We start from the raw sequence: 22,106 nt of genomic DNA, 5'->3' as shown, positions 1-22,106 counted from the left end.
AAAGAAGCATAGAAAATAACTAAAAAGGGTATATTATATATCTGGACATTTTCAGTAATAGTAATAATAAAAAGATAATCATTATCAGATTAAAATTAATACAAAGTATTGGAATTTTCTACACAGAATAAGGTAAAATACGAATTAGGTTATTTTTTAACCAGGAATTTAATTAAAGAATGGGAGGATTTTTTATTATGGCTGACCACAACAAATTAACAACAAACCAGGGAGTCCCTATTGGCGACAACCAGAACTCCCGTACCGCCGGACGGCGCGGTCCTGCACTACTCGAAGACTACCAGCTGGTAGAAAAACTAGCCCATTTTGACAGAGAAAGAATCCCTGAGCGTGTTGTTCATGCCAGAGGAGCAGGCGCTCATGGCGTGTTTAAAGTAAAAAACAGCATGAAGCGTTATACGAAAGCAGATTTTCTTCAGGAAGGTAAAGAAACGCCGGTATTTGCCCGTCTTTCTACGGTTATTCATGGCGGTCACTCTCCGGAGACACTCCGCGACCCGCGCGGCTTTTCTGTGAAGTTCTATACCGAAGAAGGAAACTATGATTTTGTAGGAAACAACCTTCCGGTATTCTTTATCCGTGATGCAATTAAATTCCCGGACGTTATTCATTCGCTTAAACCGGACCCGAAAACAAATAAACAGGACCCGGATCGTTACTGGGATTTCATGTCTTTAACGCCGGAATCCACAAACATGATGGTTCACTTGTTCACAGACGAGGGAATCCCCGCGAGCTTCCGCAATATCCGCGGTTCGAGTGTACACGCATTCAAATGGATTAATGAATACGGCAATACCGTTTACGTGAAAAAGCGCTGGGTGCCGAAAGAAGGCATTAAAAACCTTACTCCTGAACAGGCATCAGAAATTCAGGCAGAGGAATTCCAACACGCGACAGATGACTTGTACAATGCGATTGAAGAAGGCAATTTCCCAGAGTGGGATCTGTATGTACAGATTCTTGATCCGGCGGACATCGACAATTTTGATTTTGATCCGCTTGATGCTACGAAAGACTGGCTTGAGGAAGACATCCCTTATATCCACGTAGGAACGATGACGTTAAATAAAAACGTGGATAACTATTTTGCAGAAACAGAGCAGGTCAGCTTTAATCCGGGTGTTCTTGTACCGGGAATTCAGGCTTCTGAAGACAAAATGCTGCAGGGACGTATTTTCTCCTACTCTGATACGCAGCGTTACCGCGTAGGGGCGAACTATCTGGATCTTCCAATCAACTGTCCGTTTGCCCAGAAAAACAACAACACCCGTGATGGTGCAATGCCGTTTGCGCAGCAGACGAGCCGTATCAACTACGAGCCGAACCGTTACGAAGAGGAGCCTGCAGAAGATCCAGCTTATATTGATTCTGAACAGCCGCTTCCTGGTGACAGCGCAGGCCGCAAGAAAATCGAAAAAGCGGACGACTTTGGACAGGCCGGCCGTATTTACAGAAGCTACGATCAGGAAACCAAAGATGCTCTATTGAGAAATTTAACAGACGATCTTGGTGATGTAGCGGAGGAAACTGTTCTTCGTATGGTATGCAACTTCTACCGTGCGGACGCAGATCTCGGACAGAAACTTGCCGATAAGTTAAATGTCGATATTTCTCCCTATGTCGGTCACTTGAATAAATAAGTTTAAAAGCACCGCATTTGTCTGCGGTGCTTTTTTATTTGTGCAGAAAGAAAGGGATTGTGTTATTCAGCTGTTCTATGTGAAGATAATAAGGACAACTAGTAACGAAAAGGGGGAAAGGCGGACCGGGATGCATCTGCTGATGCACAAGAGACGCCGCTGTTTATCATGAAGCAAATACTATCAATGTTTAATGCATGGGACTGGCTGTTTTTTGTCGTAGCCGCTTATATCCTGATTACGATGGATTACGGTAACCTTACATCTTTTAATATTATGATGCTGACTCTGATTGCTATTTCACTTACGCTCACGATCTCCACCAAATGGGCGCTCTGGAAAAATGGAGAAAAAGAAAATTCCTCTAAATAAGCGGTTTGTTAAAAAATAAAAATGAATAAAATGATGCAAAAGAGCCGAATCAAAGGAGAAGAATAGATATGGGATTCAAAATGGAAATGAACTGGGAAATAATTACACATAAGCAGGCCGAACGTTTAGATGAACGCAAATTTGAGCTGATCAAAGACGGATATCAAATGTACCCTATGGATACAGCGCTGCCGATTCATACGTATGAGGATAAAGAAGCTTTCGGGAAAGCGGTCATTGTAAAAGTGGAGTGGGGAAGCGGGCGGACAACGATGTACTATGAACTGGTGTCGCTGACTTCCGTGAATTAAAGAAAAAGGAGGGTTATCATGGGATTATTTGACTCTTTAATGGGAAATGCGTCAGAAACCGATGTGCTGAAAGTAGAGCGTGAGCTGAGCGATTGGCTGATTAAAGGAGAGCAGGTGGAGTATGCTTTTAAGCTCTACCGCGATATGATTATTTTCACAAACCGCCGGTTGATCCTGCTTGATAAGCAGGGGATGACGGGGAAGAAAACAGAATATCATACGATACCCTATAAAAGCGTTTCGCACTACAGTGTAGAAACAGCCGGTACATTCGAGTTCGACAGTGAGCTGAAAATATGGATCAAAGGGCGCGCAGAGCCTATTGAAAAGAGTTTCCGGAAAGATGATAATATATTTAAAGTACAGCTCGTGCTGAGCTATTACGTGTTATAAAAAAACTGCCTCCAGGGGGCAGTTTTTTTGTTTATACAAATATCATTTGATCAGTCAGGCCTTTCATGCTGCTTGTCTGCTCTGAATCTGAGACGACCGTCGGCTGAAAGTCTATAAGAATAGCAGAACGCTCTCCGGGTATATTAAAGTCCCCTTTTTCTACGGTTCCTACATAATGTGTTACAAGCGGATCATATACACCATAGGATTCAAGCGGATTCTCCAGATAAAAGGAAGCTGTTAACTCTCCGGGAGCGAGATTGTCAGGCATTTGTCCGCGGTTGGCTGGAGTGGAAATAGCATTCATTGCGCCTTTCACATTGCGGCGGCGAATTAAATGGGCAAATGTGAACGGCTCACCATCCTGATGAAGGTTGTTGGGCGAAGATACGGCTGTTTCTCCTGCTTCATTGACGCAGAGTTTCACAAAATGAATGCCGGCATGAACGGGCATTAATGCGTCTTCTTTCATCCAGAAGGTCTGCTGGAAATCAAAACGAATAATGTCTTCGAGCAGTGCATTGTGCATCATTTCTTCAGGTAGAGCGGGAAAACGCCTGTATTCATCTGTGTATTCCGGGTTAAAGCTTCCTTGAAAGTACTCGTAGTAGGAGTTGTCGTCAATTATTGTTTTTGGCAGCCATTCCAGCCGATGGGAGCCCGGCATAATAACAGCACGGGCATACCGGCGGTACCGGTTCAGATGCGGGGCATATTCATCCTGGGGAAGCTCATCGAAAACGGAAGTGATGGCTTCCAGATCCTGTTTATAATATGTTTTTGCTTTAAGTTCATCTAATGTATAGTATTCAAAGCCATTGTCTTTTAAGCGGCTCATAGTAGTTCATCCTCCATACCTCGGTTTAGCAATACAATCACGTTTTTTAGTCTACCATGTTTAAGCTTTTACGATAAGCAGGAGACTTCATTTTCAAAAAGAAACCAAAACTGCTTCTCTGTATGAAGCAGGGCATGCAAAACAGTGTACTTCCGAAAAACAGAAGCGTACAATACAACCTGTGCAATGACAGGTTTATTTACTTTATCCTGTAGGAATTTTTTTAATCAGAAAGGAATGTGGCATCACATATGAGCAGTCAAATGACAAAATCGAAATCAATAAACGCTTTATTCCAGCCATGGAGTATAAAAGATCTTCACATGAAAAACCGGACCGTTATGGCTCCGATGACGAGAAACTTTTCTCCGGAAGGTGTTCCAGACGAAAATGTTGTGTCCTATTACCGCCGCCGCGCAGAGAGTGAAGTAGGGCTGATCGTAACGGAGGGAACCGGGATCAGTCATCCGGCCAGCCTTGATAACGGGAATATTCCCCGTTTCTACGGAGAAGATGCGCTGAATGGATGGAAAAAAGTCGTAGAAGCCGTACATGAAGCAGGTGGTAAAATCGTGCCGCAGCTATGGCACGTAGGAATGACGAGACCGCTGGATGACAGCAGCAAATCTGTGCCGCCGGTAGGTCCATCCGGCTTGAATCTTCACGGAGAAAAGGTCGTGGAGCCGCTTTCTGATGATGAAATTGAATTAATTATTCAGGCTTATGCAGAAGCAGCCAAAGCGGCTAAAGATATCGGATTTGATGGTATTGAAATTCACGGTGCCCACGGCTACCTGATTGATCAATTTTTCTGGGATGTAACGAACAAAAGAACAGATCAGTACGGAGGTAATGCTGTAGAGCGTACCCGTTTTGCTGCAGAAGTCATCAAAGCCTGCCGCAAAGCAGTAGGTGAGGACTTTCCTATTATCTTCCGCTTTTCCCAGTGGAAAATGACTGATTTTGAAGCAAAGCTGGCACAGACGCCGGATGAGCTTCGTGAATTTCTTGCACCGCTTACGGAAGCAGGCGTCGATGTATATCATTGTTCAACAAGAAGGTTCTGGGAGCCGGAATTTGAAGGTTCTTCGTTAAACCTCGCCGGCTGGACGAAAGAGCTGACGGGTCTTCCGGTCATAACCGTTGGTTCCATTGGCCTGAATGATGCCTTTACGGAAAGAACACATGCGGAAATGACAAGTATTGACCAGCTCGTAGAACGGCTCGAAGAGAACGAATTTGACCTGGTAGCGATTGGACGGCCGCTTTTGTCAGATCCAGCCTGGGTTCAAAAAGTAAAAGAAAATAACGCAGAAGCGATTGTCCCTTTTTCCAAAGAGGCGCTTAAAGAACTGTATTAATAAAAATAAAAGCCCGCTTGCTCCAGTAAGGAGACAGCGGGCTTTACTTATGGGGAAAATTAATAGCTGCTTTGCAGTCCGTGTCCGGTCGTCGTATAATGGAAAGAACATTTGTTCCGCAGCCAGTAAAGAAATTCTAACATAAAGGGGTAGACAGACTCATGCCAGTCATATTAGCAGAAAAACCGAGTCAGGCCAAAGCCTATGCCGAAGCTTTTCCAAAGGGCGGCAAAGGAGAAGGATATATTAATATAGGAGCATGTGAGCAGTTTCCTCAGGGCGCCGTGCTTACCTGGGGCGTGGGCCATCTCGTTGAGCTCAAATCCCCGGCAGAGTATGAGCCGGCATGGAAGCGCTGGAGCCTCGTGCAGCTTCCGATGATTCCGGAGCGGTTTGAATGGAAAACGGCTGCGAAAACGAGAAAACAGTTTCAAATCGTGCGCAAATTTCTGCAGGCAGCTGATGAAATAATCATTGCCACCGACTGTGACCGCGAAGGAGAAAATATCGCGCGGAGCATTATTGAAAAAGCAGGAGCGGCCCATAAACCTGCCAAACGGCTTTGGATCAACAGCCTGGAAAAGAATGAAGTCATTAAGGGTTTTCAGCAGCTCCGGGCAGGGGACGCTTATACGGCTCTTTATCAGGAAGCGCAGGCCCGCCAGGTATCGGATTGGATGGTCGGCATGAATGCAAGCCGTCTGTATACGCTGCTGCTTCAGCGGAAAGGCATTAAGTCTGTATTCAGCGTCGGTCGTGTGCAGACGCCCACATTAAAGCTGATCTACGACAGGCACATGGAAATTAAACGCTTTAAGCCGGAACCTTATTTTGATGTGGAGGGCACATTCAAAGCATCAACCGGAACGTATAAAGGAAAAGCAAAAGTCCGTCACAAAAAGGCGGCGGAAGCAGAAGCGCTTTTAAAAAAGCATGGAATTGGAAAAGAAGAAATAGGTGAAGTGACAGAAGTAAAAGTAAGCCGTAAAAAAATCAAGCCGCCGCTTCTCCATTCTTTATCAAGCCTGCAGACGACCATGAATAAAAAATATAAGCTCAGTCCGTCCCGGACGCTGGAAATTGCCCAGTCTCTCTATGACCAGCCGTTAAAGCTGATTACTTATCCGCGGACGGATTCCCATCATATTACAAACAATGAGTTTGCCTACATTAAAAGCAATTTAACCAAGTACCAGGCGACCGCCGGGAAAGTATTTGAACCGGCGACTGATTATCCGGGCCGCCGGTTTGTGGACGGCAGTAAAGTAAAAGAACACTATGCGATTATTCCGACTAAAAAAATCCCGACTGAAGCGGCGCTGCAGAAGCTGACGGCAGATCAGCGCAAGGTATACATGGAAATTGTCCAAAGCGCGATCGCTATGTTCCATCATGACTACGAGTATGATGAAACAACCGTAACAACAAATGTAAAGGACCTGCTGTTTACGAGCAAAGGCAAAGTGGAGCGGGTTAAAGGCTGGAAGGAATGCTTTTCAGCAAAAGCTGCTCCTGCTAAAAAAGATCCGAACGCTCCGCCTGTACTTCCTCCTTTAGAGAAGGGAATGGCGGTCGATGCAGCTGTTTCCATTGAAGAAGGTACTACAAAGCCGCCTTCGCCGTACACGGAAGGTCAGCTGATCAACATGATGAAAACGTGCGGAAAGTGGATCGAAGAGGATGAAGAAGCTAAAACGGCGCTTCAGGAAGTGGAAGGGCTCGGCACAGAGGCTACACGCAGCGGTATTATCAAAACATTGATCCGTCAGGAATACATCAGCGTGCAGAAAAATATTGTGCACGTTACCCGCAAAGGCGAACTGCTTTGTGAGGCGGTGGAAGGAACTCTTCTGTCCAAGCCGGAGATGACGGCTAAATGGGAATTATTTTTGAAAAAAATCGGGGAAGGGGAGGCGCAGAAAGAGGCGTTTATTGAACAGACATCGGCATTTACGAGAGACCTCGTTGAAAAAGTGCCCCAGGCTGTAGATGCGCTTGCCGTGTCGGAAGCCGATAAAGAAGAAGGAAAAGGAAAAAAAGCAGCCAAATCCGAACCTATTGTGCTCTGTCCCACCTGTAAAGAAGGCTATATTATGAACCGGCGCAATTTTTATGGATGCACCAATTATTCTAATGGATGCAAGCAGACGTTTCCAAAAACACTGCTCCGCAAAACGATTTCTCCGGCCCAGATTAAAAAACTCTGCCAGTCCGGGGAAACGAACCTGATCAAAGGATTTAAGGGAAAAACACCGTTTGACGCGAAGTTGAAGCTCAACGAAGGCAAGGTGGAATTTGTATTTCCCGCAAAAGCAGATAAATCGTGAAACAAGGATTTCCCTTCTTCGTATAGTAAGATAAGCAGTAAGAGGAAGAGGAGGGATGAAAATGGGATTTGTTATCGCATCTATTCTGGTGGGAGCATTTATTTACGGCCTGTTTTATACGATCCGAAAAGGAAGCCTGCCTTCCTCTTCCAACGACTTTACTCCGTATGACGACATAACGATGGGCCGCAAACGTTCGGTCAATGACCATATTCAGGTGACGGAAGAAGATACGCGGCACCGTCCGGCCTACACGGAAAGCCTGCCGGATGACAGAAAAAGAGAAGACACTTGATTTTGAAGAATTTGTAAGCTATACTGGCATCAAATTGTTTTCTAGGGTTCCGCGGCACCGTGCCGGCCTGGTCCAAGAGAAAACACAGTGTGTATAAAGCATACTGACACGGAGGGAAAAAAGCCCGGGAGATCTTCTGAACAGAAGATTAGCGCCCTGGGCTTTTTGTATGCGCGGAAAAGGAGGTTTCTTATGAATAAAGACTGGATCAAAATTGTGACGGCCGCCTTGTTTGAAATAGGATGGGTTATTGGATTAAAGCATGCCTCCGGGTTCGGGGAGTGGGGAGCTACGATTCTGGCAATTGCAGCAAGCTTTTATCTGCTCGTGACAGGAAGCCGTTATCTACCCGTCGGCACGGCGTATGCTGTGTTTGTCGGGCTTGGAACGACCGGGACGGTTATTGCCGAAATTGTATTATTCGGGGAGCCGTTTTTATGGAGTAAAATTATCTTCATTCTGCTCCTGCTATCCGGTGTGGTTGGCTTGAAGCTGGTGACAGATGAGAAAAAGGAGGCGGAAGCATAATGGCCTGGGTGGCTCTTATTTTTGCCGGTCTTTTTGAAATGCTTGGAGTAACAATGATTAATAAGCTGCATCGTGACCGGTCCGTGCCGGCCTTTCTCGGTATTGTCGGAGGGTTCGGCGTCAGTTTTGTTTTATTGAGCGTGGCGATGCAGACTCTTCCTATGGGGACGGCCTATGCTGTCTGGACAGGAATCGGCGCTGCCGGAGGAGCTGTGATGGGGATGCTGTTTTATAAAGAATCGGCGGACTGGAAACGAATCATCTGTATTGGCGTTATTATTGCTTCTGCTGTTGGATTAAAGCTCGTGCAGGGATAAAATTGCAGAATTTCCGGACCGGATGTTGCACTGGCGCCGACGCTTCTTTATATTGAAAGGAGCGCGGTATGTGTAAACCGCAAATATGCACGTAAGGAGTGAGAGATATGTTATATATTCTTTATCAGGCACATGCAGGAGCATGGGCATTCTTGTTCATATTCTTCCTGTTAAGCTACTTTCTGCCAAAGCAGAAGGTTACGATGATGATCGAACGGCTTTTTGTTGTAATTATGCTGGTTTCCGGTATAGGTATGGTCATCGGGTATGGTTTTCCACTGCTCTATATTTTTAAGGGTATTCTTGCGGTTGCTTTGATTGCCGTAATGGAAATTCTTATAGGACGCAAAAAGCGCGGACAGTCTCAGGGTGTGTTTTGGATCGCCTGTATTCTGTTATCAGCAGCTGTTCTTATTATGGGATTTGTATATTAATCAAAAAGAAAGCAGGCCGGATGATGTTCCGGTCTGCTTTTTTATAGTTGAAAAAGATTATTTTTTTCAGCGGAAGCGGGCATCCTTGCAGCCTTTCCAGAATACAGCGCAGGTGGAAGGAGACCTCACTTTTCTTTTTGTCCAGGTCGAGCCGCCTATTCCTCGAGCGTTCTTCCCTTTCGTCAGCGGAATGCAGGCATTCCTTGCGAAAGCTCCAGAAGCTGAGGAATAAAGCGGCGTCTCTCCCTTTTCTTTTTGTCCAGCTGCGGTCTCCACCTGCTTGGTATTCTTCAAGTCTGACAGCGGAAGCGGGCTTCCTTGCAGCCTTTCCAGAATACAGCGCAGGTGGCAGGAGACCTCACTTTTCTTTTAATGCGGGAGGTAGATCAGCTGGAAAATAAATAGAACAGCAAAGATATATACGAGCGGGTGTACCGTTTTTCCTTTTCCACTTACTACTTTCAGAAGCGGGTGGGAAATAAAGCCAAACGCTATGCCTGTGGCGATACTTGAAGTAAGCGGCATACTTAATATAACAAGAAAAGCCGGAAATGCTTCGTCAAACTCATTCCACTTAATATGGGCGACGCTTCCAAGCATAAGGCTCCCTACAATAATCAGGACAGGCGAAGTGATGGCCGGAATGCCGGATACGGCATTCACGACAGGAGCCAGGAACATCGTCAGGATAAACAAAAGAGCTACTGCCACCGTTGTAAGACCGGTACGTCCGCCGGCCGCGACTCCGGAAGACGATTCAATATAGGCGCTGGTCGGGCTTGTGCCGAATATCGAGCCGACTGTTTTGGCAACAGCATCTGACAGCAGCGCCTGGCGGACACGGGGCATTTTATTGTCTTTGATCAGGCCTGCCTGTTCCGCTACGCCGATCATCGTACCGGTCGTATCGAAAATGGTGACTAACAGAAACGAAAACACTACGGCATACAGGCCGTAGCTGATTACATCAGCAAAAGCATCCAAAGGGGAGCCGAAAATAAACCATTCCGGACTTGGCGGAGCAGCAGCCACGCCTCCTTCAAAAGACAATGCTCCCGTGAAGTAGGCAATGATGCCGGTAACAACCATTCCAATAAACAAGGCGCTGTTTATTCTAAGCGCCATCAGCGTAATCATAACAGCGAGCCCGGTCAGGGTCAGCAGTACAGGCGCCGACTGAAGATCTCCCAGGGCGACGAGATTTTCCGGGTGAGCAACGATAATGCCGCTCATACGAAAACCGATAAAAGCGATGAACAGGCCGATACCGGCCGTAATCCCATATTTTAAGTTAGAAGGAATCGCTTCAATTAATTTTTCCCGAAAAGGCGTGAGCGATAGAATAATGAAAATAATCCCCGAAACAAACACCGCACCAAACGCTACTTCATAGCCGATCTGGTCATTACCTCCCACTACGGAATAGGCAAAATACGCATTGAGTCCCATCCCAGGAGCCACCGCGATCGGGTAGTTGGCAAAAACAGCCATCCAGAGCGTGCCGACTACGGTAGCAATAATAGTAGCCATAAACACAGCTTCAAACGGAACGCCGGCATCTGCCAGAATGACGGGATTTACAACCACAATATAGGCCATAGTCAAAAAAGTCGTGATGCCTGCCAGCAGTTCGGTTCTTATATTAGTATTGTGCTCACTGAGCTTAAACCATCGATTAAGCATGAAAAAACCACCTTATATACGAAATATGTAACATTCCCTGTTATATATTATTCGTATATGAGGTGATTTGCAACTATAGAATCCATTCTTATTTCTGAAACCGTTCAAGCACTTTCCGACGCTCAAAAGCCCGCAGAAGCAGATAGGCAAGCGCCCCTCCAACCAGGGCGCTGAGGATAAACGAAGGAACAAAAGCAAATAAGGCAGTTGCTTCGCCAAACACCAGCCGCGCAAGCGGATATGTGAGCAGAGCGCCGATTAAACCGGTGCCGATTACTTCTGCCCCGGCAGTGAATGAAAGTTTCTTCGTGCGCTGATAGACGATGCCGGCAAGAAAAGCTCCGATCATGCTGCCGGGAAAGGCGAAAACAGAGCCGGTCCCGAAAATATTCCGCAGAAAAGAAGTACCAAATGCCTGGGCAAGAGCATACCAGGGTCCAAGCAGTACAGCGCTTATCACATTAATAAAATGCTGAATCGGAAAAATCCGTGCAAATCCAATCGGGATCGAAACAAAAGGGCTGGTTACTGTTCCGACAGCAATTAACACAGCAGTATATGTAAGTTTCTTTGTTTTATTCATTCAGGGACCTCCTTTCTTTTTATTTTACATCGTTTAGCGGAGAAAGTAGAAGCCAAGGCTGATTTTTTTTATTTTTACATTCACTGTGATAAAGTATAAGTAACATAATAATAATCTGAATGATGGTTATGACACATAAAAGAGGTGAATCATGGAATTTGTTAAGCCTATTGTCAGCATCGAAACCATAGAGGCCTTGAAAGCTGCCTTAAAAAAACATTCGGCCCGTGACTATCTGCTTTTTGTATTTGCTATTAACACAGGACTCCGAATAAGTGAAATGCTGAAAATTGAAGTAAGCGATATGATGGAAAATGGAAACACGCCAATGCGTTTTCTGTCTATCGGCAAAGAAGAAATATTCATAAATGACAGCATCCACCATGCGCTTCATTATTATTTTTCCGCATCCGGTACGGCCGGAAGTCAGACGTATTTGTTTCAATCCTCCCGTCTGGAAAAACCAATCACAAGACAGCAGACGTACCGTATTCTGACACAGGCGGCCAAAGAAGCAGGGGTGGAGGGGACAATTGGTCCGCATACCCTTCGGAAAACGTTCGGCTATCACGCTTATCACAAAGGAATTGCGGTTTCTCTTATTCAAAAACGATTCCACCATGCAAGTCCGGCTGAAACGAGAAAATATATAGGCGTTGAGAAGAATGAAGTAATTCCTAAAGTGGATGTCAATCTATAAAAAAGGAGACCATCTATGATTTCAGCAAGCTTTAGCACAGACAGTTTTATTCTGCTGGGGGCGCTGCTTCTTATTATTGGGGTGGTGGTCACCAAATTCTCATCTAAATTGGGTATGCCCTCGCTGATTTTATTTATTCTAGTCGGTATGGTTATGGGCAGCGACGGCCTCGGCATTATTTTCTTCGACAATGTAGAATACGCCCAGCTGATCGGTATCATTGCTCTTGTTATTATTCTGTTTGAAGGCGGATCACAGACGGAATGGCCTACTATAAAGAAAGTTCTCGGACCTTCGTTGTCGCTCGCTACTGCAGGTGTGATCCTGACCTCGGCTATCGTCGGCGTGGCAGCCAAGCTGATAGTCGATCTTTCCTGGACAGAGGCCTTTCTGCTCGGTTCGATTGTTGGATCTACCGATGCGGCTGCTGTTTTTGCCGCATTAAAAGAACGCAACATCAAAACCAAAATAGGAGCGACGCTTGAAGCGGAGTCGGGAACGAACGACCCGATGGCTGTTTTTTTAACCGTAGCCTTTATCGAACTGGTCGTCCTCGAAGAGCCAAGCTATCTGCTTTTGATAGGGTCATTTTTCTGGCAGATGGGCCTGGGACTTGTTATTGGATTGGTATTAGGAAAAATAGCGTCACTTTCGATTAACCATATTAACCTGGATTCGAGTGGACTTTATCCGATTTTTGCTATTTCTTTTGCCCTGCTTACATACGGGCTGGCCGCATTTGCAGGAGCCAGCGGCCTTCTTGCGGTGTATGTGGCCGCTTTAATCGTGGGTAATTCCGAACTGACCTACCGCCATTCTATTTTCCGGTTTAATGAAGGTCTGGCCTGGATGGCTCAAATTACGATGTTTATTATCCTGGGACTGCTTGCCTTTCCGGAACAGCTTTTAAGCCCTCCTATTGTTATTGCCGGCCTGCTCCTTTCCGCCACGCTTATGCTGGTGGCAAGACCGGCAGCGACCTTTATTTCGACGATCGGCACATCGTATAGTTTTAAAGAAAAGATATTTATATCCTGGGCGGGACTGCGCGGGGCGGTTCCAATAGTACTTGCTACGTTTCCGATTGTGGCCGGCGTAGAATCCGGCGGCCTGCTGTTTAATATTGTTTTCTTTATTGTGCTTACGTCCGCCTTAATTCAAGGATCGAGTATTTCGTATTTGGCAAAAAAACTGAAGCTTTCCGGTCCCAAAAAAGAAGTGCCCTATCATTCTATTGAGCTGATATCGATCGGCAAGGCCAATGCGGAAATTATTGAATTTCAGACGGATCAGAATACCCCTATTTTAGGAAAAACCCTGCAGGAAATTCACTTTCCGGACAGCGTTTTGATCAGTGCTATCGTCCGTAATGAAGATCTGGTTACGCCTTATGGGGAAACGGTTATCCAGGAAGAGGATTTTCTTTATATTCTTGTCTCCCGTTCTGAGAAAAAGCAGCTTAAGCAGATGTTAAAAGGAAAGCCGAATCGGTAAGAATAAAATATGATAAACTAATAAAGCGGGGCCTGTACAGGTCCCGCTTTACTTGTTATTTCAGAAAGGATGAGTATATGGGCGTTTTAATCAGTACGCTTATTCCTATAGGATTAATTTTTCTTTCAGGGTTTCTGCTGCAAAAAAAACAGCTGCTCGATGTCCGCTCTGTATCAGGTGTGGCTTTATACATATTGACGCCTGCTCTGGTATTCCGGACATTTTATACCACAGAGCCTGACTATGATGTATTTCTGATTGTGTTGTTTGCTGTGATTTTTTTAATTGTAATGCTTTTATTAAATAAGCTGCTGACCTGGGTATTGCGTTGGGATGCCCCGACAGAAAGCGGAATGACTTTGTCTACCTCGTTTATGAATGCCGGAAACTATGGAGCGCCGCTTATATTGTTTGCTTTTGGAGAGCAGGCATTTGCCTACGCTGTTATCTTTATGGTGATTCAGTCCTTTTTTATGAGCACGATAGGAGTGTATATCGCAAACAGGAGCAATATGACAGGGGCGGATGCGCTTCGCGTCGTATTAAAAATGCCTGCTTTTTTTGCCCTGCTTTTAGGTGTTTTGTTTCAATGGCTTCAGGTAACGATCCCGCCGACTTATTTTGACAGCATCAGCATGCTCGGAGAAGCCTCGATCCCTGTTGTTATGGTGGTACTTGGGATGCAGCTGGCTAAAATTTCGCTGGCTTCGCTCGAATGGAAGCTGATCAGCATCGGCACCGCCGTAAGGCTTGTAGTTTCGCCGGTCATTGCCTGGGGATTAACCGAACTGCTGCAGACCAATGATCTTTTAAGTACCGTACTGATAGTGGCAGTGGCAATGCCGACCGCGGCCACAATTGCGATGATTTCGGTAGAGTTTCATTCGAGCCCCGATCTGGTTTCCAGCATTACACTGTTGACTACGATTCTAAGTGTTCCTTCCCTCTGGATACTGTTATTAATAATTGGTACTTGAGGGGGTAACAAAGAAAGCGCACTCACGCTATAATGAAAGATGAAGAGTAAAAAAGAGAAGGGAGCTTTTTTATGAAAAAATGGGCAGCAGGAAGCGCGGCTTTTATGCTTCTTTTGTTAAGTGCATGCGGCGGTTCCGGGGAATCAGAAGCCGAAAGTGAACCTCCAAGCACCGAACCTATTGAAGTAGCCATACATACGGATGAAACAGTGGAGGCTGGAAAAGCGGTCCAGGTTGAAGCTCAGGTAGAGCAGGAAGGAGAAGCGGTAGAAGATGCGAACGAGGTTTTATTTGAAATATGGAGAGAAGGAGAGCAGGAAACGGGAGAACAGATAGAAGGAGAGCATAAAAGCGGCGGAGAATACACGCTGGAGTATACGTTCGAGGAAAGCGGCACTTATTTTATTACAGCGCACGTAACAGCCCGTAATATGCACAGCATGCCGACAGAGGAACTGGAAGTAGAGTAAAGAAATGGAGGGCATCAGACACCCTCCCTGTTTGTAAATCAGCTATGCTGTTTGAATTAGAGCGTGTCTTTCTTGCGGATTTCCGAAACAGATTTAGCTCCAATGCCCCAGTTATCGGTTTCCACTTCATCAATCACAACGACGGTCGTCTGCGGATTTTTTCCGAGAACATCCTGAAGCAGTTTTGTAGCCCCTTCAATAAGCTGCTGCTTTTGTTCCGGCGTAGCGGGCTTTTGTTCCTTCGTAATTTTAATATTTACAAATGGCATGATGTATCTCTCCTTTTTAGTAACGTATGCATTTAGTATAAAGCTTTCTTACGGTTTAAACAGTAGTTTGTTTATGTTGATTGACAATTCAAACAATAATAGCTTACGATAAACACTAGAACCAATTTAATAGTGTTACCACTAGGGGTGCCTTTTAAAAGGGCTGAGATTGAAGTGATACTTCGGGACTCTTTGAACCTGATCTGGATATACCAGCGGAGGGAAGTGGCTTGTCCTGCTTCTCTCAGCAGAAACCAACAGCCGTCTTCCCTCAGGGGAAGGCGGCTTTTTTAATGAATATCCAACGAAACGAACTGCATGCGGTGTCGACAGGCCGGCAGACATTGGAAGAATGGATGTACATTTCTAAAAAAATCAAAAAATATACGGATTGTTTTCACGTTCGGGAGCCTCTCTGGTCTCTTGAAGAGTTACGAACCGCCATAGAATTTCTGCAGAAAGAAGGGGTGGCGCCGGAGCAGATCCGCTTGAATATACCCGAAGAAAAAAGAAGCTGTTTCAGCGGCACCGGTTTTCATCTGAAAGAAGCTGCTGTACAAAAGCCGGAACAAAGCCTCATTACCGGCTGGTCTGTTCACAGCAGGGAAGCCGCCCGTGAAAAAGAACAGGCCGGCGCGGACTATTTGTTTTTCGGGCATGTATTTTCAACAGCTAGTAAACAAGATCTTCAACCGCGGGGTCTTCAACAGCTTTCTATTGTTGCCCGAGAGTCACACCTGCCGGTAATAGCCATTGGCGGAATTACGCCTGAACAGGTAAAAGCCTGTATTCGCTCCGGTGCTGCAGGGATTGCGGTGCTGTCGGGTCTTTATGAAGCAGCAGATCCGGAGCAGCAGGCCTGCGCCTATTCTACGAAACTTAACAAGGAGGGAAAATAAATGACATCCTATCATACCGTAGTGATCGGCGGCGGTATTAATGGCTGTTCGACTGCCTTTCATCTCGCAGAAAAAGGAAAACGAGTGCTTCTTTTAGAACGAAACACGATCGGCAGTGAGGCCTCCAGCGCCGCTGCCGGTATGCTCGGCGCCCAGGTGGAGATTAACAGTAAAGGTGCTTTTTTTGATTTTGCAAGAGCGAGCCGTGCAATGTACGACGAGCTGGTACCTAAACTGGAATCCTATTCGAATGTGCAGGTGGACTATATCAAAAACGGCATGCTTAAAACGGCTCATACGGATGAAGAAACAGCCCGCCTGCTTGAGGTGCTCGCATTTCAGCAGAAAGCAGGCGAAAAAGTCAGCTGGCTGACCCGGGAGGACCTGCAGAAAAAAGAGCCGGGTCTTGAAGATGAGACCGTTCAAGGCGCTCTTTATATGCCGGAGGACGGCCAGGTGATGGCTCCATATCTGACGCAGGCCTATGCCCGAAGTGCTGTTCATTTAGGTGCAGAAATAATGGAGCATACCTCTGTTTTCTCTATTAAGAAGAAACCCGGGGGATATGAAGTGATTTCAGGAGGAAGAGCAGTTGAAGCGGAGCATGTAGTGATGGCAGGAGGAGCCTGGACAGACCTGTTGGAAGGTGATATTGCCATAATGCCGGAAATGATTCCCGTTAAAGGAGATATTTTATCGATCCGTCCCAAAAAGCAGCTCTTTACGTCAACGATCCACGCTCCAGACGTGTATCTTGTGCCGAAGAAAAACGGCACGGTTACTATCGGAGCAACCGAGCATCCGGCAAGTATGGAAAAACAGGTATACGCCGGTTCCGTTCATGACCTGTTGAAAAGCGCATTTGTGCTGGTGCCGGGCCTTGCCGGGGCGGAATTCAATCAGGCATGGAGCGGTATCAGGCCGCAGTCTGCAGATGGACTTCCTTATCTTGGTTCGATAGACAATCAAGGTCTCTGGATGGCAGCGGGGCATTACCGGAACGGTATTCTGCTTTCAGCGGGAACAGGAGACTGGCTTGCCCGAACCATTTGTGGAGAGACGGTAAATCAGGAATGGGAGAGGGCTTTTTCTCCCTATCGAAAACAAACAAAGGAAGGTGTTTCCAGTGAAGCTTACCATTAATGGAGAAGAACAGCAGATACCGGAAACGGTGGAATCTGTCGAGCAGCTGCTTGCTCATTTTAACGTTGCACACAAAAAATCTGTTGTAGAAAAGAACGGGGAAATTCTGACTAAACCTGAACAGAAAGAATCGCTGCTGAATGAAAACGACCGGTTGGAAATTGTTCATTTTGTAGGAGGAGGATGAGATATGCTGAATATTGGAAAATTTTCTTTTGCATCACGACTATTTTTAGGCACGGGGAAATACAAAACAGCTGAGGTGCAGAAACAGGCGGTGGAAGCGTCAGAAACGGAAGTGCTGACATTTGCCGTCAGGCGTATGAATATCTTTGACAGCTCGCAGCCGGATCCTTTCGAAGATATGGACCTTAAAGGATACAGGCTGCTTCCAAATACCGCAGGCGCAAAGACGGCTGAAGAAGCCGTGAGAATAGCAAGAATGGCAGATGCAGCCGGCATGTGCGATATGATTAAAGTGGAAGTGATCGGGTGTGATAAAACCCTGCTGCCGGATCCTGTAGAAACGCTGAAGGCCTCCGAACAGCTTTTGAAGGAAGGCTTTACGGTGCTCGCGTATACTTCAGATGACGTAGTACTCGCAAGAAAGCTTCAGGAGCTGGGCATTCACGCGATTATGCCGGGGGCGTCTCCTATCGGTACCGGCCTTGGGATCGTCAACCCCTACAACCTAGCCCATATTATAGAACAGGCGGTTGTACCTGTTATTGTAGACGCAGGAATCGGCAGTCCGAAAGATGCGTCCTATGCAATGGAGCTCGGGGCAGACGGTGTATTGTTGAATACTGCTGTGGCAGGAGCTGATCAGCCGGTGAAAATGGCAGAAGCGATGAAGCTGGCCGTTCAGGCAGGAAAACTTGGACATGAAGCCGGGCGTACAGAAAAGAAATTCTATGCGCAGGCAAGCAGTCCAACGGAAGGAATGAGCCAGCTGTGAACGACGGCCGCTATTCCCGTCAGGAGCTGTTCGCGCCCATTGGGAAAAAGGGTCAGCAGTCTATTGAACAAAAACATGCCGTTATTATCGGCGCGGGCGCTTTAGGAAGCAGTATGGCAGAAACGCTTGTCAGGGCGGGAGTCGGAGCAGTTTCTATTGTAGACCGGGATTACGTGGAGCACAGCAATTTAAACCGCCAGCAGCTGTATACTGAACTGGATGCAGACAACTCTACAGCAAAAGCCGCCGCGGCAGAAGCACGCCTCCTCGACATTAACCGGCATGCCGATATAAAAGCTGTCGTAGGCGAAGTGGATCCATCCCTGTTGGAATCCTTTCTGCCCGCAGATATTATTATTGATGCCCTCGATAACTTTGAAACCCGCATGCTGGTAAACGATTTTGCCTGTCGTCAACAGATTCCTTTTGTATATGGAGCCTGTGTAGGAAGCTATGGACTCACCTATACCATTCTTCCCGGGGACACCCCCTGCCTGCACTGTCTGATGGAGGACATTCCAATGGATGGGGAGACGTGTGATACGGCGGGTATTATTGCTCCGGCTGTGCAGATGGTCAGTGCCCACCAGGCTGCGGAGGCTTTAAAATTATTAAGCGGAAACGAGAAAGATCTGCGGCGGACGCTGCTTTCTTTTGATGTCTGGAAAAATGAACACCGCACGATGAATTTGGACAAATTAAAAAAACAGGACTGTACTTCCTGTGGAACGAAAGCTGATTACCCGTATCTTCAGTGGGAATCCAGATCTTCGCTGGAAACGCTGTGCGGACGGGATGCTGTACAAATCCGTCCGGCAAAAACGGCAGAAGCCTCATTGGGTCGTCTGAAAGAACAGCATGAACGTTTAGTACGAAAATCCAATTCCCATCTGCTTGTAATGGAATGGGAAGAAAAAAGAATCGTTTTGTTTGCAGACGGCCGTGCCATTATTCATGGAGAAACGGATAAGGCGAAGGCACGAAAAATTTATCATCAGATTGTGGGCGGATAAAAGAAAGTTTTAAATTTTTTGTTTCGGGGAACACTCTTCTGAGAAGGGAGAGATAAACAATGGAACCATTTTATAAAGAATATTTAAACGACGATGAGGCTGTAACAGCTGTAGACAGATTAAAAACACAGGGCATCAATGAGGATAACATTTTCATCGTGACGCACGACAAAGAAAGAACAAATCGTGTAGCAGATGAAGCAGATGCCAACCCGGCAGGTGCCAAGGAGCAGGGAATCGGCGCGAGCATCAAAAACGTATTCCGCAAACAGGGAGACGAGCTTCGTGCAAAATTCCAGGAGCTTGGCTATACAGAAGCGAAAGCAGAAGAGCTGGAAGAAAAGCTCGACGACGGGAAAATTATTCTTGTCGTAAAAGATGCGCCGGCTGATTTAAGTCTATAATCAAAAAGAATGGGGTGCCTTCTTTGGAGGGCACCTCTTTTTTCTGTAAAATATAGTAAAACACCAGTATGTAAAAGCATGGTATAACCCCGCAGAAAACTAAAAGTTACATAAATAATCAGCAAATAAAATAGCGGCTTTAAAACAAATGTTGTATAGTATACTATGGACAGGGTGTGTACCTTTTATACATATATTTTCGTATTATTACGTGTATAATTAGGTATACTATGCGGTTTTTTTACAAGCAGTACTAATTTAAACAAAAAGAGACTATTCCAGCCGGATAGGATGGAATATATGACCTGGAGGTAGAAACACAATGAAAATCATTATTGCAGGCGGAGACGGATTCTGCGGCTGGCCGACAGCCCTTTATCTTTCCAAAAAAGGACATGACGTATCGATCGTAGATAATCTTATCAGAAGAAAATGGGACGAGGAACTTCATTCCAACTCTATTACCCCTCTTGCTACACTAGAAGAAAGAGTAGCGAAATGGAAAGAGCTTACTGGAAAAGAAATTCGTACATACGAAGGAGACTTAAATCACTATGATTTTCTTCGTGAGGTGTTAAAGCAGGAGCAGCCGGATGCATTTGTCCACTTTGCTGAACAGCGTTCCGCACCTTATTCCATGATTGACCGCGAGCATGCTGTTTTCACCCAGACAAACAACGTCGTAGGAACACTGAACGTACTATACGGCATTAAAGAAATTGTGCCGGAGTGCCACTTAATTAAGCTTGGAACAATGGGAGAGTACGGAACTCCTAACATCGAAATCGAGGAAGGCTATATCGAAATTGAGCATAAAGGCAGAAAAGATGTGCTTCCTTTCCCAAAGCAGCCAAACTCGTTTTACCATTTATCAAAAGTGCATGACAGCCACAATATTATGTTTGCCTGCAAGACGTGGGGTATTCGTGCCACCGATTTAAACCAGGGTATCGTATACGGCCTGGACACAGAAGAAACGGCTATGGATCCGGTTCTTGTGAACCGCCTCGATTATGACGGCGTATTTGGAACAGCATTAAACCGTTTTATTATCCAGTCTGCTATCGGACATGACCTGACTGTTTACGGGAAAGGCCAGCAGATTAGAGGCTTCCTGAATATCCGCGACACCGTACGTTGTATTGAAATTGCTGCTGAAAACCCTGCAGACAATGGTGAGTTCCGCGTATTTAACCAGTTTACAGAAGAATTTTCGATTACGGACTTAGCGGAAATGGTGCAGCGTGTAGCAAAAGAAGAAGGCATTGAAGTGGAAGTCGGCAAGTATGACAATCCGCGTATCGAGGCGGAAGAGCATTTTTACCGTGCGGTAAATACAAATCTTCTTGACCTTGGACTTGAACCGTTTATGCTGACAGATGATGTAATCAAAGAGATCCTTCACGCAGCACTGACTCATAAAGACCGCGTTGTAAAAGAAAACGTTCTTCCGAACGTAACCTGGAAATAATAAAAACGGAGTGTGTTCCTGTTGAAAATAGCCATAATAACTGAAACCTTTCTGCCTTCCACAGATGGTATCGTAACCCGGCTTACAGCCTGCATCAGCTGGCTGCTTGACCAGGGGCACGAAGTGCGGATTTACGCACCTGACCTTGGAGTTTATGAATATAAAGGAGCAAAAGTAATCGGCCTTTCCCACATTACGTTTCCTTTTTATCGTTCCAAGCAGTTTGCGGTCCCGCATCCGGTCGTAAAAAAACATCTGAAGGAATATAAACCGGATGTAGTCCATGTAGTAAACCCGGCCGTGGTAGGATATGCAGGCATTAAATATGCAAGGCAGCTTAATCTGCCGCTTGTCGCCTCTTATCATACGAACCTGGCGCAGTATATGGATTATTATAAACTTGGCAGCTTGAAATGGCTGATGTGGTGGCATTTTCGCAGAATGCATAATCAGGCGGATATTAATTTATGTACGTCGCAGACCGTTAAAGATGAGCTGGTGAGCCGTAATTTTGAGCGTATGCATTTATGGAAGCGCGGGGTAAATACAGAGCAGTTTTCCCCGGACAAATACAGTGAATCCATGCGCCGCCGGCTGACAGGCGGCCAGCCCGAAAAAACCCTGCTGCTTTATGTAGGGAGACTGGCTGCGGAAAAAGAAATTGAAAAAGTCCGCCATGTTCTGGAAGAGTCGGATACGTTTGTTCTTGCTATTGTGGGAGACGGCCCGCACCGCCAGGCTCTCGAAGAACATTTCAAAGGTACGAATACGATTTTTACCGGATTTATGCACGGGGAGGAACTGGCAGAAACCTTTGCCACATCAGATGTGTTTGTGTTTCCTTCTACTACGGAAACGCTGGGTCTCGTTATTATGGAAGCAATGGCATCCGGACTGCCTCTTGTGGCTGCACAGAGCGGACCTACCAGAGAACAGATCGAAGATGGAAAAACAGGGCTTTTATATGAGCCTGACGTAGAAGGGGACTTTACGAGAACAGTTCTTCGCTTTGAAGACGAGCTTCTGCGTAAAAAAATGGCGGATCAGGCCCACCAGGATGTCCAGAGCTTCAGCTGGAACCAGGTGGCTGAGCAGATTGAAGCTATCTATGAACAGGCTGTTTCCGGGGAAAAACCTGCTGAAAGCAAAGAAGAGCTTTCCGGTTCCTGACAGGTATGAGCTGCATCCAGATTGAACTGAGG

At 46.0% G+C, this 22,106-nt stretch carries 26 protein-coding genes and 2 riboswitches; of the genes, 22 read left to right on the top strand and 4 right to left on the bottom strand.

What is annotated here, in order from left to right; genetic code table 11:
* The first annotated feature begins 197 nt into the window (after window positions 1–197).
* The 4 genes from ATL39_RS07930 to ATL39_RS07915 all read left to right on the top strand — a co-directional run bounded on the left by ATL39_RS07930 (window position 198) and on the right by ATL39_RS07915 (window position 2,740).
* The gene (locus ATL39_RS07930) at window positions 198–1,664 is read left to right on the top strand and encodes a catalase (protein WP_120192789.1); all 1,467 of its coding nucleotides are present in this window, start codon (window positions 198–200) and stop codon (window positions 1,662–1,664) included.
* Window positions 1,665–1,850: 186 nt separating this feature from the next.
* The gene (locus ATL39_RS07925) at window positions 1,851–2,036 is read left to right on the top strand and encodes a hypothetical protein (protein ID WP_120192788.1); all 186 of its coding nucleotides are present in this window, start codon (window positions 1,851–1,853) and stop codon (window positions 2,034–2,036) included.
* Between the two features lie 68 nt (window positions 2,037–2,104).
* On the top strand, window positions 2,105–2,347 hold the full coding sequence (locus ATL39_RS07920; protein WP_120192787.1) for a DUF2584 family protein: 243 nt from the start codon (window positions 2,105–2,107) through the stop codon (window positions 2,345–2,347).
* An 18-nt stretch (window positions 2,348–2,365) separates the two neighbouring features.
* Entirely contained in the window at window positions 2,366–2,740 is a 375-nt protein-coding gene (locus tag ATL39_RS07915) for a PH domain-containing protein (RefSeq protein WP_120192786.1), read from the top strand.
* 31 nt (window positions 2,741–2,771) lie between these two features.
* On the opposite strand, the gene ATL39_RS07910 is transcribed toward ATL39_RS07915, so the two are convergent.
* Complete coding sequence (locus ATL39_RS07910; RefSeq protein WP_120192785.1) at window positions 2,772–3,578, bottom strand: 2OG-Fe dioxygenase family protein; 807 nt, start codon at window positions 3,576–3,578, stop codon at window positions 2,772–2,774.
* A gap of 263 nt (window positions 3,579–3,841) precedes the next feature.
* Between ATL39_RS07910 and ATL39_RS07905 the strand changes: the two genes are divergently transcribed.
* The 6 genes from ATL39_RS07905 (at window position 3,842) to ATL39_RS07880 (ending at window position 8,840) form a co-directional block, all read left to right on the top strand.
* Window positions 3,842–4,939, top strand: coding sequence for an NADH:flavin oxidoreductase (locus ATL39_RS07905; RefSeq protein WP_211326979.1), 1,098 nt, complete (start codon window positions 3,842–3,844; stop codon window positions 4,937–4,939).
* Between the two features lie 161 nt (window positions 4,940–5,100).
* Window positions 5,101–7,266: a type IA DNA topoisomerase gene (locus ATL39_RS07900; protein ID WP_120192783.1), complete on the top strand. Its 2,166-nt coding sequence runs from the start codon at window positions 5,101–5,103 to the stop codon at window positions 7,264–7,266.
* 61 nt (window positions 7,267–7,327) lie between these two features.
* On the top strand, window positions 7,328–7,561 hold the full coding sequence (locus ATL39_RS07895) for a hypothetical protein (protein ID WP_120192782.1): 234 nt from the start codon (window positions 7,328–7,330) through the stop codon (window positions 7,559–7,561).
* Window positions 7,562–7,591: 30 nt separating this feature from the next.
* Window positions 7,592–7,694: riboswitch (guanidine-I (ykkC/yxkD leader) on the top strand.
* Window positions 7,695–7,753: 59 nt separating this feature from the next.
* Window positions 7,754–8,089, top strand: coding sequence for a DMT family transporter (locus tag ATL39_RS07890; RefSeq protein ID WP_120192781.1), 336 nt, complete (start codon window positions 7,754–7,756; stop codon window positions 8,087–8,089).
* Window positions 8,089–8,406, top strand: a complete 318-nt coding sequence (locus tag ATL39_RS07885) for a DMT family transporter (RefSeq protein WP_120192780.1) — start codon at window positions 8,089–8,091, stop codon at window positions 8,404–8,406. The genes ATL39_RS07890 and ATL39_RS07885 overlap by 1 nt, the downstream gene beginning before the upstream one ends.
* Window positions 8,407–8,513: 107 nt before the next feature.
* Window positions 8,514–8,840: a DUF1516 family protein gene (locus ATL39_RS07880; RefSeq protein ID WP_120192779.1), complete on the top strand. Its 327-nt coding sequence runs from the start codon at window positions 8,514–8,516 to the stop codon at window positions 8,838–8,840.
* 369 nt (window positions 8,841–9,209) lie between these two features.
* Here ATL39_RS07880 and ATL39_RS07870 read toward each other — a convergent pair whose 3' ends face one another.
* Both ATL39_RS07870 and thiW read right to left on the bottom strand, forming a co-directional pair.
* Window positions 9,210–10,523 (bottom strand): NCS2 family permease, encoded by a 1,314-nt coding sequence (locus ATL39_RS07870; RefSeq protein WP_120192777.1) that lies wholly within the window; start codon window positions 10,521–10,523, stop codon window positions 9,210–9,212.
* Window positions 10,524–10,611: 88 nt separating this feature from the next.
* Complete coding sequence (gene thiW, locus ATL39_RS07865; RefSeq protein ID WP_120192776.1) at window positions 10,612–11,106, bottom strand: energy coupling factor transporter S component ThiW; 495 nt, start codon at window positions 11,104–11,106, stop codon at window positions 10,612–10,614.
* A gap of 151 nt (window positions 11,107–11,257) precedes the next feature.
* On the opposite strand from thiW, the gene ATL39_RS07860 reads away from it, so the two are divergent.
* From ATL39_RS07860 to ATL39_RS07845, 4 genes are all read left to right on the top strand, one after another.
* Entirely contained in the window at window positions 11,258–11,806 is a 549-nt protein-coding gene (locus tag ATL39_RS07860; protein ID WP_120192775.1) for a tyrosine-type recombinase/integrase, read from the top strand.
* Between the two features lie 15 nt (window positions 11,807–11,821).
* Window positions 11,822–13,300 carry a potassium/proton antiporter gene (locus ATL39_RS07855; protein WP_120192774.1) on the top strand — a complete coding sequence of 493 codons (1,479 nt, stop codon included), beginning with the start codon at window positions 11,822–11,824 and terminating at the stop codon, window positions 13,298–13,300.
* Window positions 13,301–13,377: 77 nt separating this feature from the next.
* A complete protein-coding gene (locus ATL39_RS07850; protein ID WP_120192773.1) occupies window positions 13,378–14,277 on the top strand; it encodes an AEC family transporter in 900 nt (299 codons plus the stop codon).
* 71 nt (window positions 14,278–14,348) lie between these two features.
* Window positions 14,349–14,747 carry a FixH family protein gene (locus tag ATL39_RS07845; protein ID WP_120192772.1) on the top strand — a complete coding sequence of 133 codons (399 nt, stop codon included), beginning with the start codon at window positions 14,349–14,351 and terminating at the stop codon, window positions 14,745–14,747.
* Between the two features lie 56 nt (window positions 14,748–14,803).
* On the opposite strand, the gene ATL39_RS07840 is transcribed toward ATL39_RS07845, so the two are convergent.
* Window positions 14,804–15,016 (bottom strand): tautomerase family protein, encoded by a 213-nt coding sequence (locus ATL39_RS07840; RefSeq protein WP_120192771.1) that lies wholly within the window; start codon window positions 15,014–15,016, stop codon window positions 14,804–14,806.
* A gap of 133 nt (window positions 15,017–15,149) precedes the next feature.
* Window positions 15,150–15,257, top strand: a riboswitch (TPP riboswitch).
* Between the two features lie 52 nt (window positions 15,258–15,309).
* Between ATL39_RS07840 and ATL39_RS07835 the strand changes: the two genes are divergently transcribed.
* From ATL39_RS07835 to ATL39_RS07800, 8 genes are all read left to right on the top strand, one after another.
* A complete protein-coding gene (locus ATL39_RS07835; RefSeq protein ID WP_120192770.1) occupies window positions 15,310–15,915 on the top strand; it encodes a thiamine phosphate synthase in 606 nt (201 codons plus the stop codon).
* A complete protein-coding gene (gene thiO / locus ATL39_RS07830; protein WP_120192769.1) occupies window positions 15,916–17,058 on the top strand; it encodes a glycine oxidase ThiO in 1,143 nt (380 codons plus the stop codon).
* The gene (gene thiS, locus ATL39_RS07825) at window positions 17,042–17,245 is read left to right on the top strand and encodes a sulfur carrier protein ThiS (protein WP_120192768.1); all 204 of its coding nucleotides are present in this window, start codon (window positions 17,042–17,044) and stop codon (window positions 17,243–17,245) included. The genes thiO and thiS overlap by 17 nt, the downstream gene beginning before the upstream one ends.
* A gap of 3 nt (window positions 17,246–17,248) precedes the next feature.
* Window positions 17,249–18,016 (top strand): thiazole synthase, encoded by a 768-nt coding sequence (locus ATL39_RS07820; protein ID WP_120192767.1) that lies wholly within the window; start codon window positions 17,249–17,251, stop codon window positions 18,014–18,016.
* A complete protein-coding gene (locus ATL39_RS07815) occupies window positions 18,013–19,029 on the top strand; it encodes a ThiF family adenylyltransferase (protein ID WP_120192766.1) in 1,017 nt (338 codons plus the stop codon). The genes ATL39_RS07820 and ATL39_RS07815 overlap by 4 nt, the downstream gene beginning before the upstream one ends.
* Window positions 19,030–19,088: 59 nt before the next feature.
* Complete coding sequence (locus ATL39_RS07810; RefSeq protein ID WP_120192765.1) at window positions 19,089–19,433, top strand: YflT domain-containing protein; 345 nt, start codon at window positions 19,089–19,091, stop codon at window positions 19,431–19,433.
* Window positions 19,434–19,755: 322 nt separating this feature from the next.
* Window positions 19,756–20,904: an NAD-dependent epimerase/dehydratase family protein gene (locus ATL39_RS07805; RefSeq protein WP_120192764.1), complete on the top strand. Its 1,149-nt coding sequence runs from the start codon at window positions 19,756–19,758 to the stop codon at window positions 20,902–20,904.
* 21 nt (window positions 20,905–20,925) lie between these two features.
* Window positions 20,926–22,074, top strand: coding sequence for a glycosyltransferase family 4 protein (locus tag ATL39_RS07800; protein ID WP_120192763.1), 1,149 nt, complete (start codon window positions 20,926–20,928; stop codon window positions 22,072–22,074).
* The last annotated feature ends 32 nt before the right edge of the window (window positions 22,075–22,106 follow it).

Origin of the sequence: Sinobaca qinghaiensis, from assembly GCF_003610495.1 — a bacterium.
GTDB classification, from domain to species: domain Bacteria; phylum Bacillota; class Bacilli; order Bacillales; family Marinococcaceae; genus Sinobaca; species Sinobaca qinghaiensis.
Note: the sequence above shows the minus strand (reverse complement) of the source record. Positions and strands in the feature narration are given on the sequence as shown.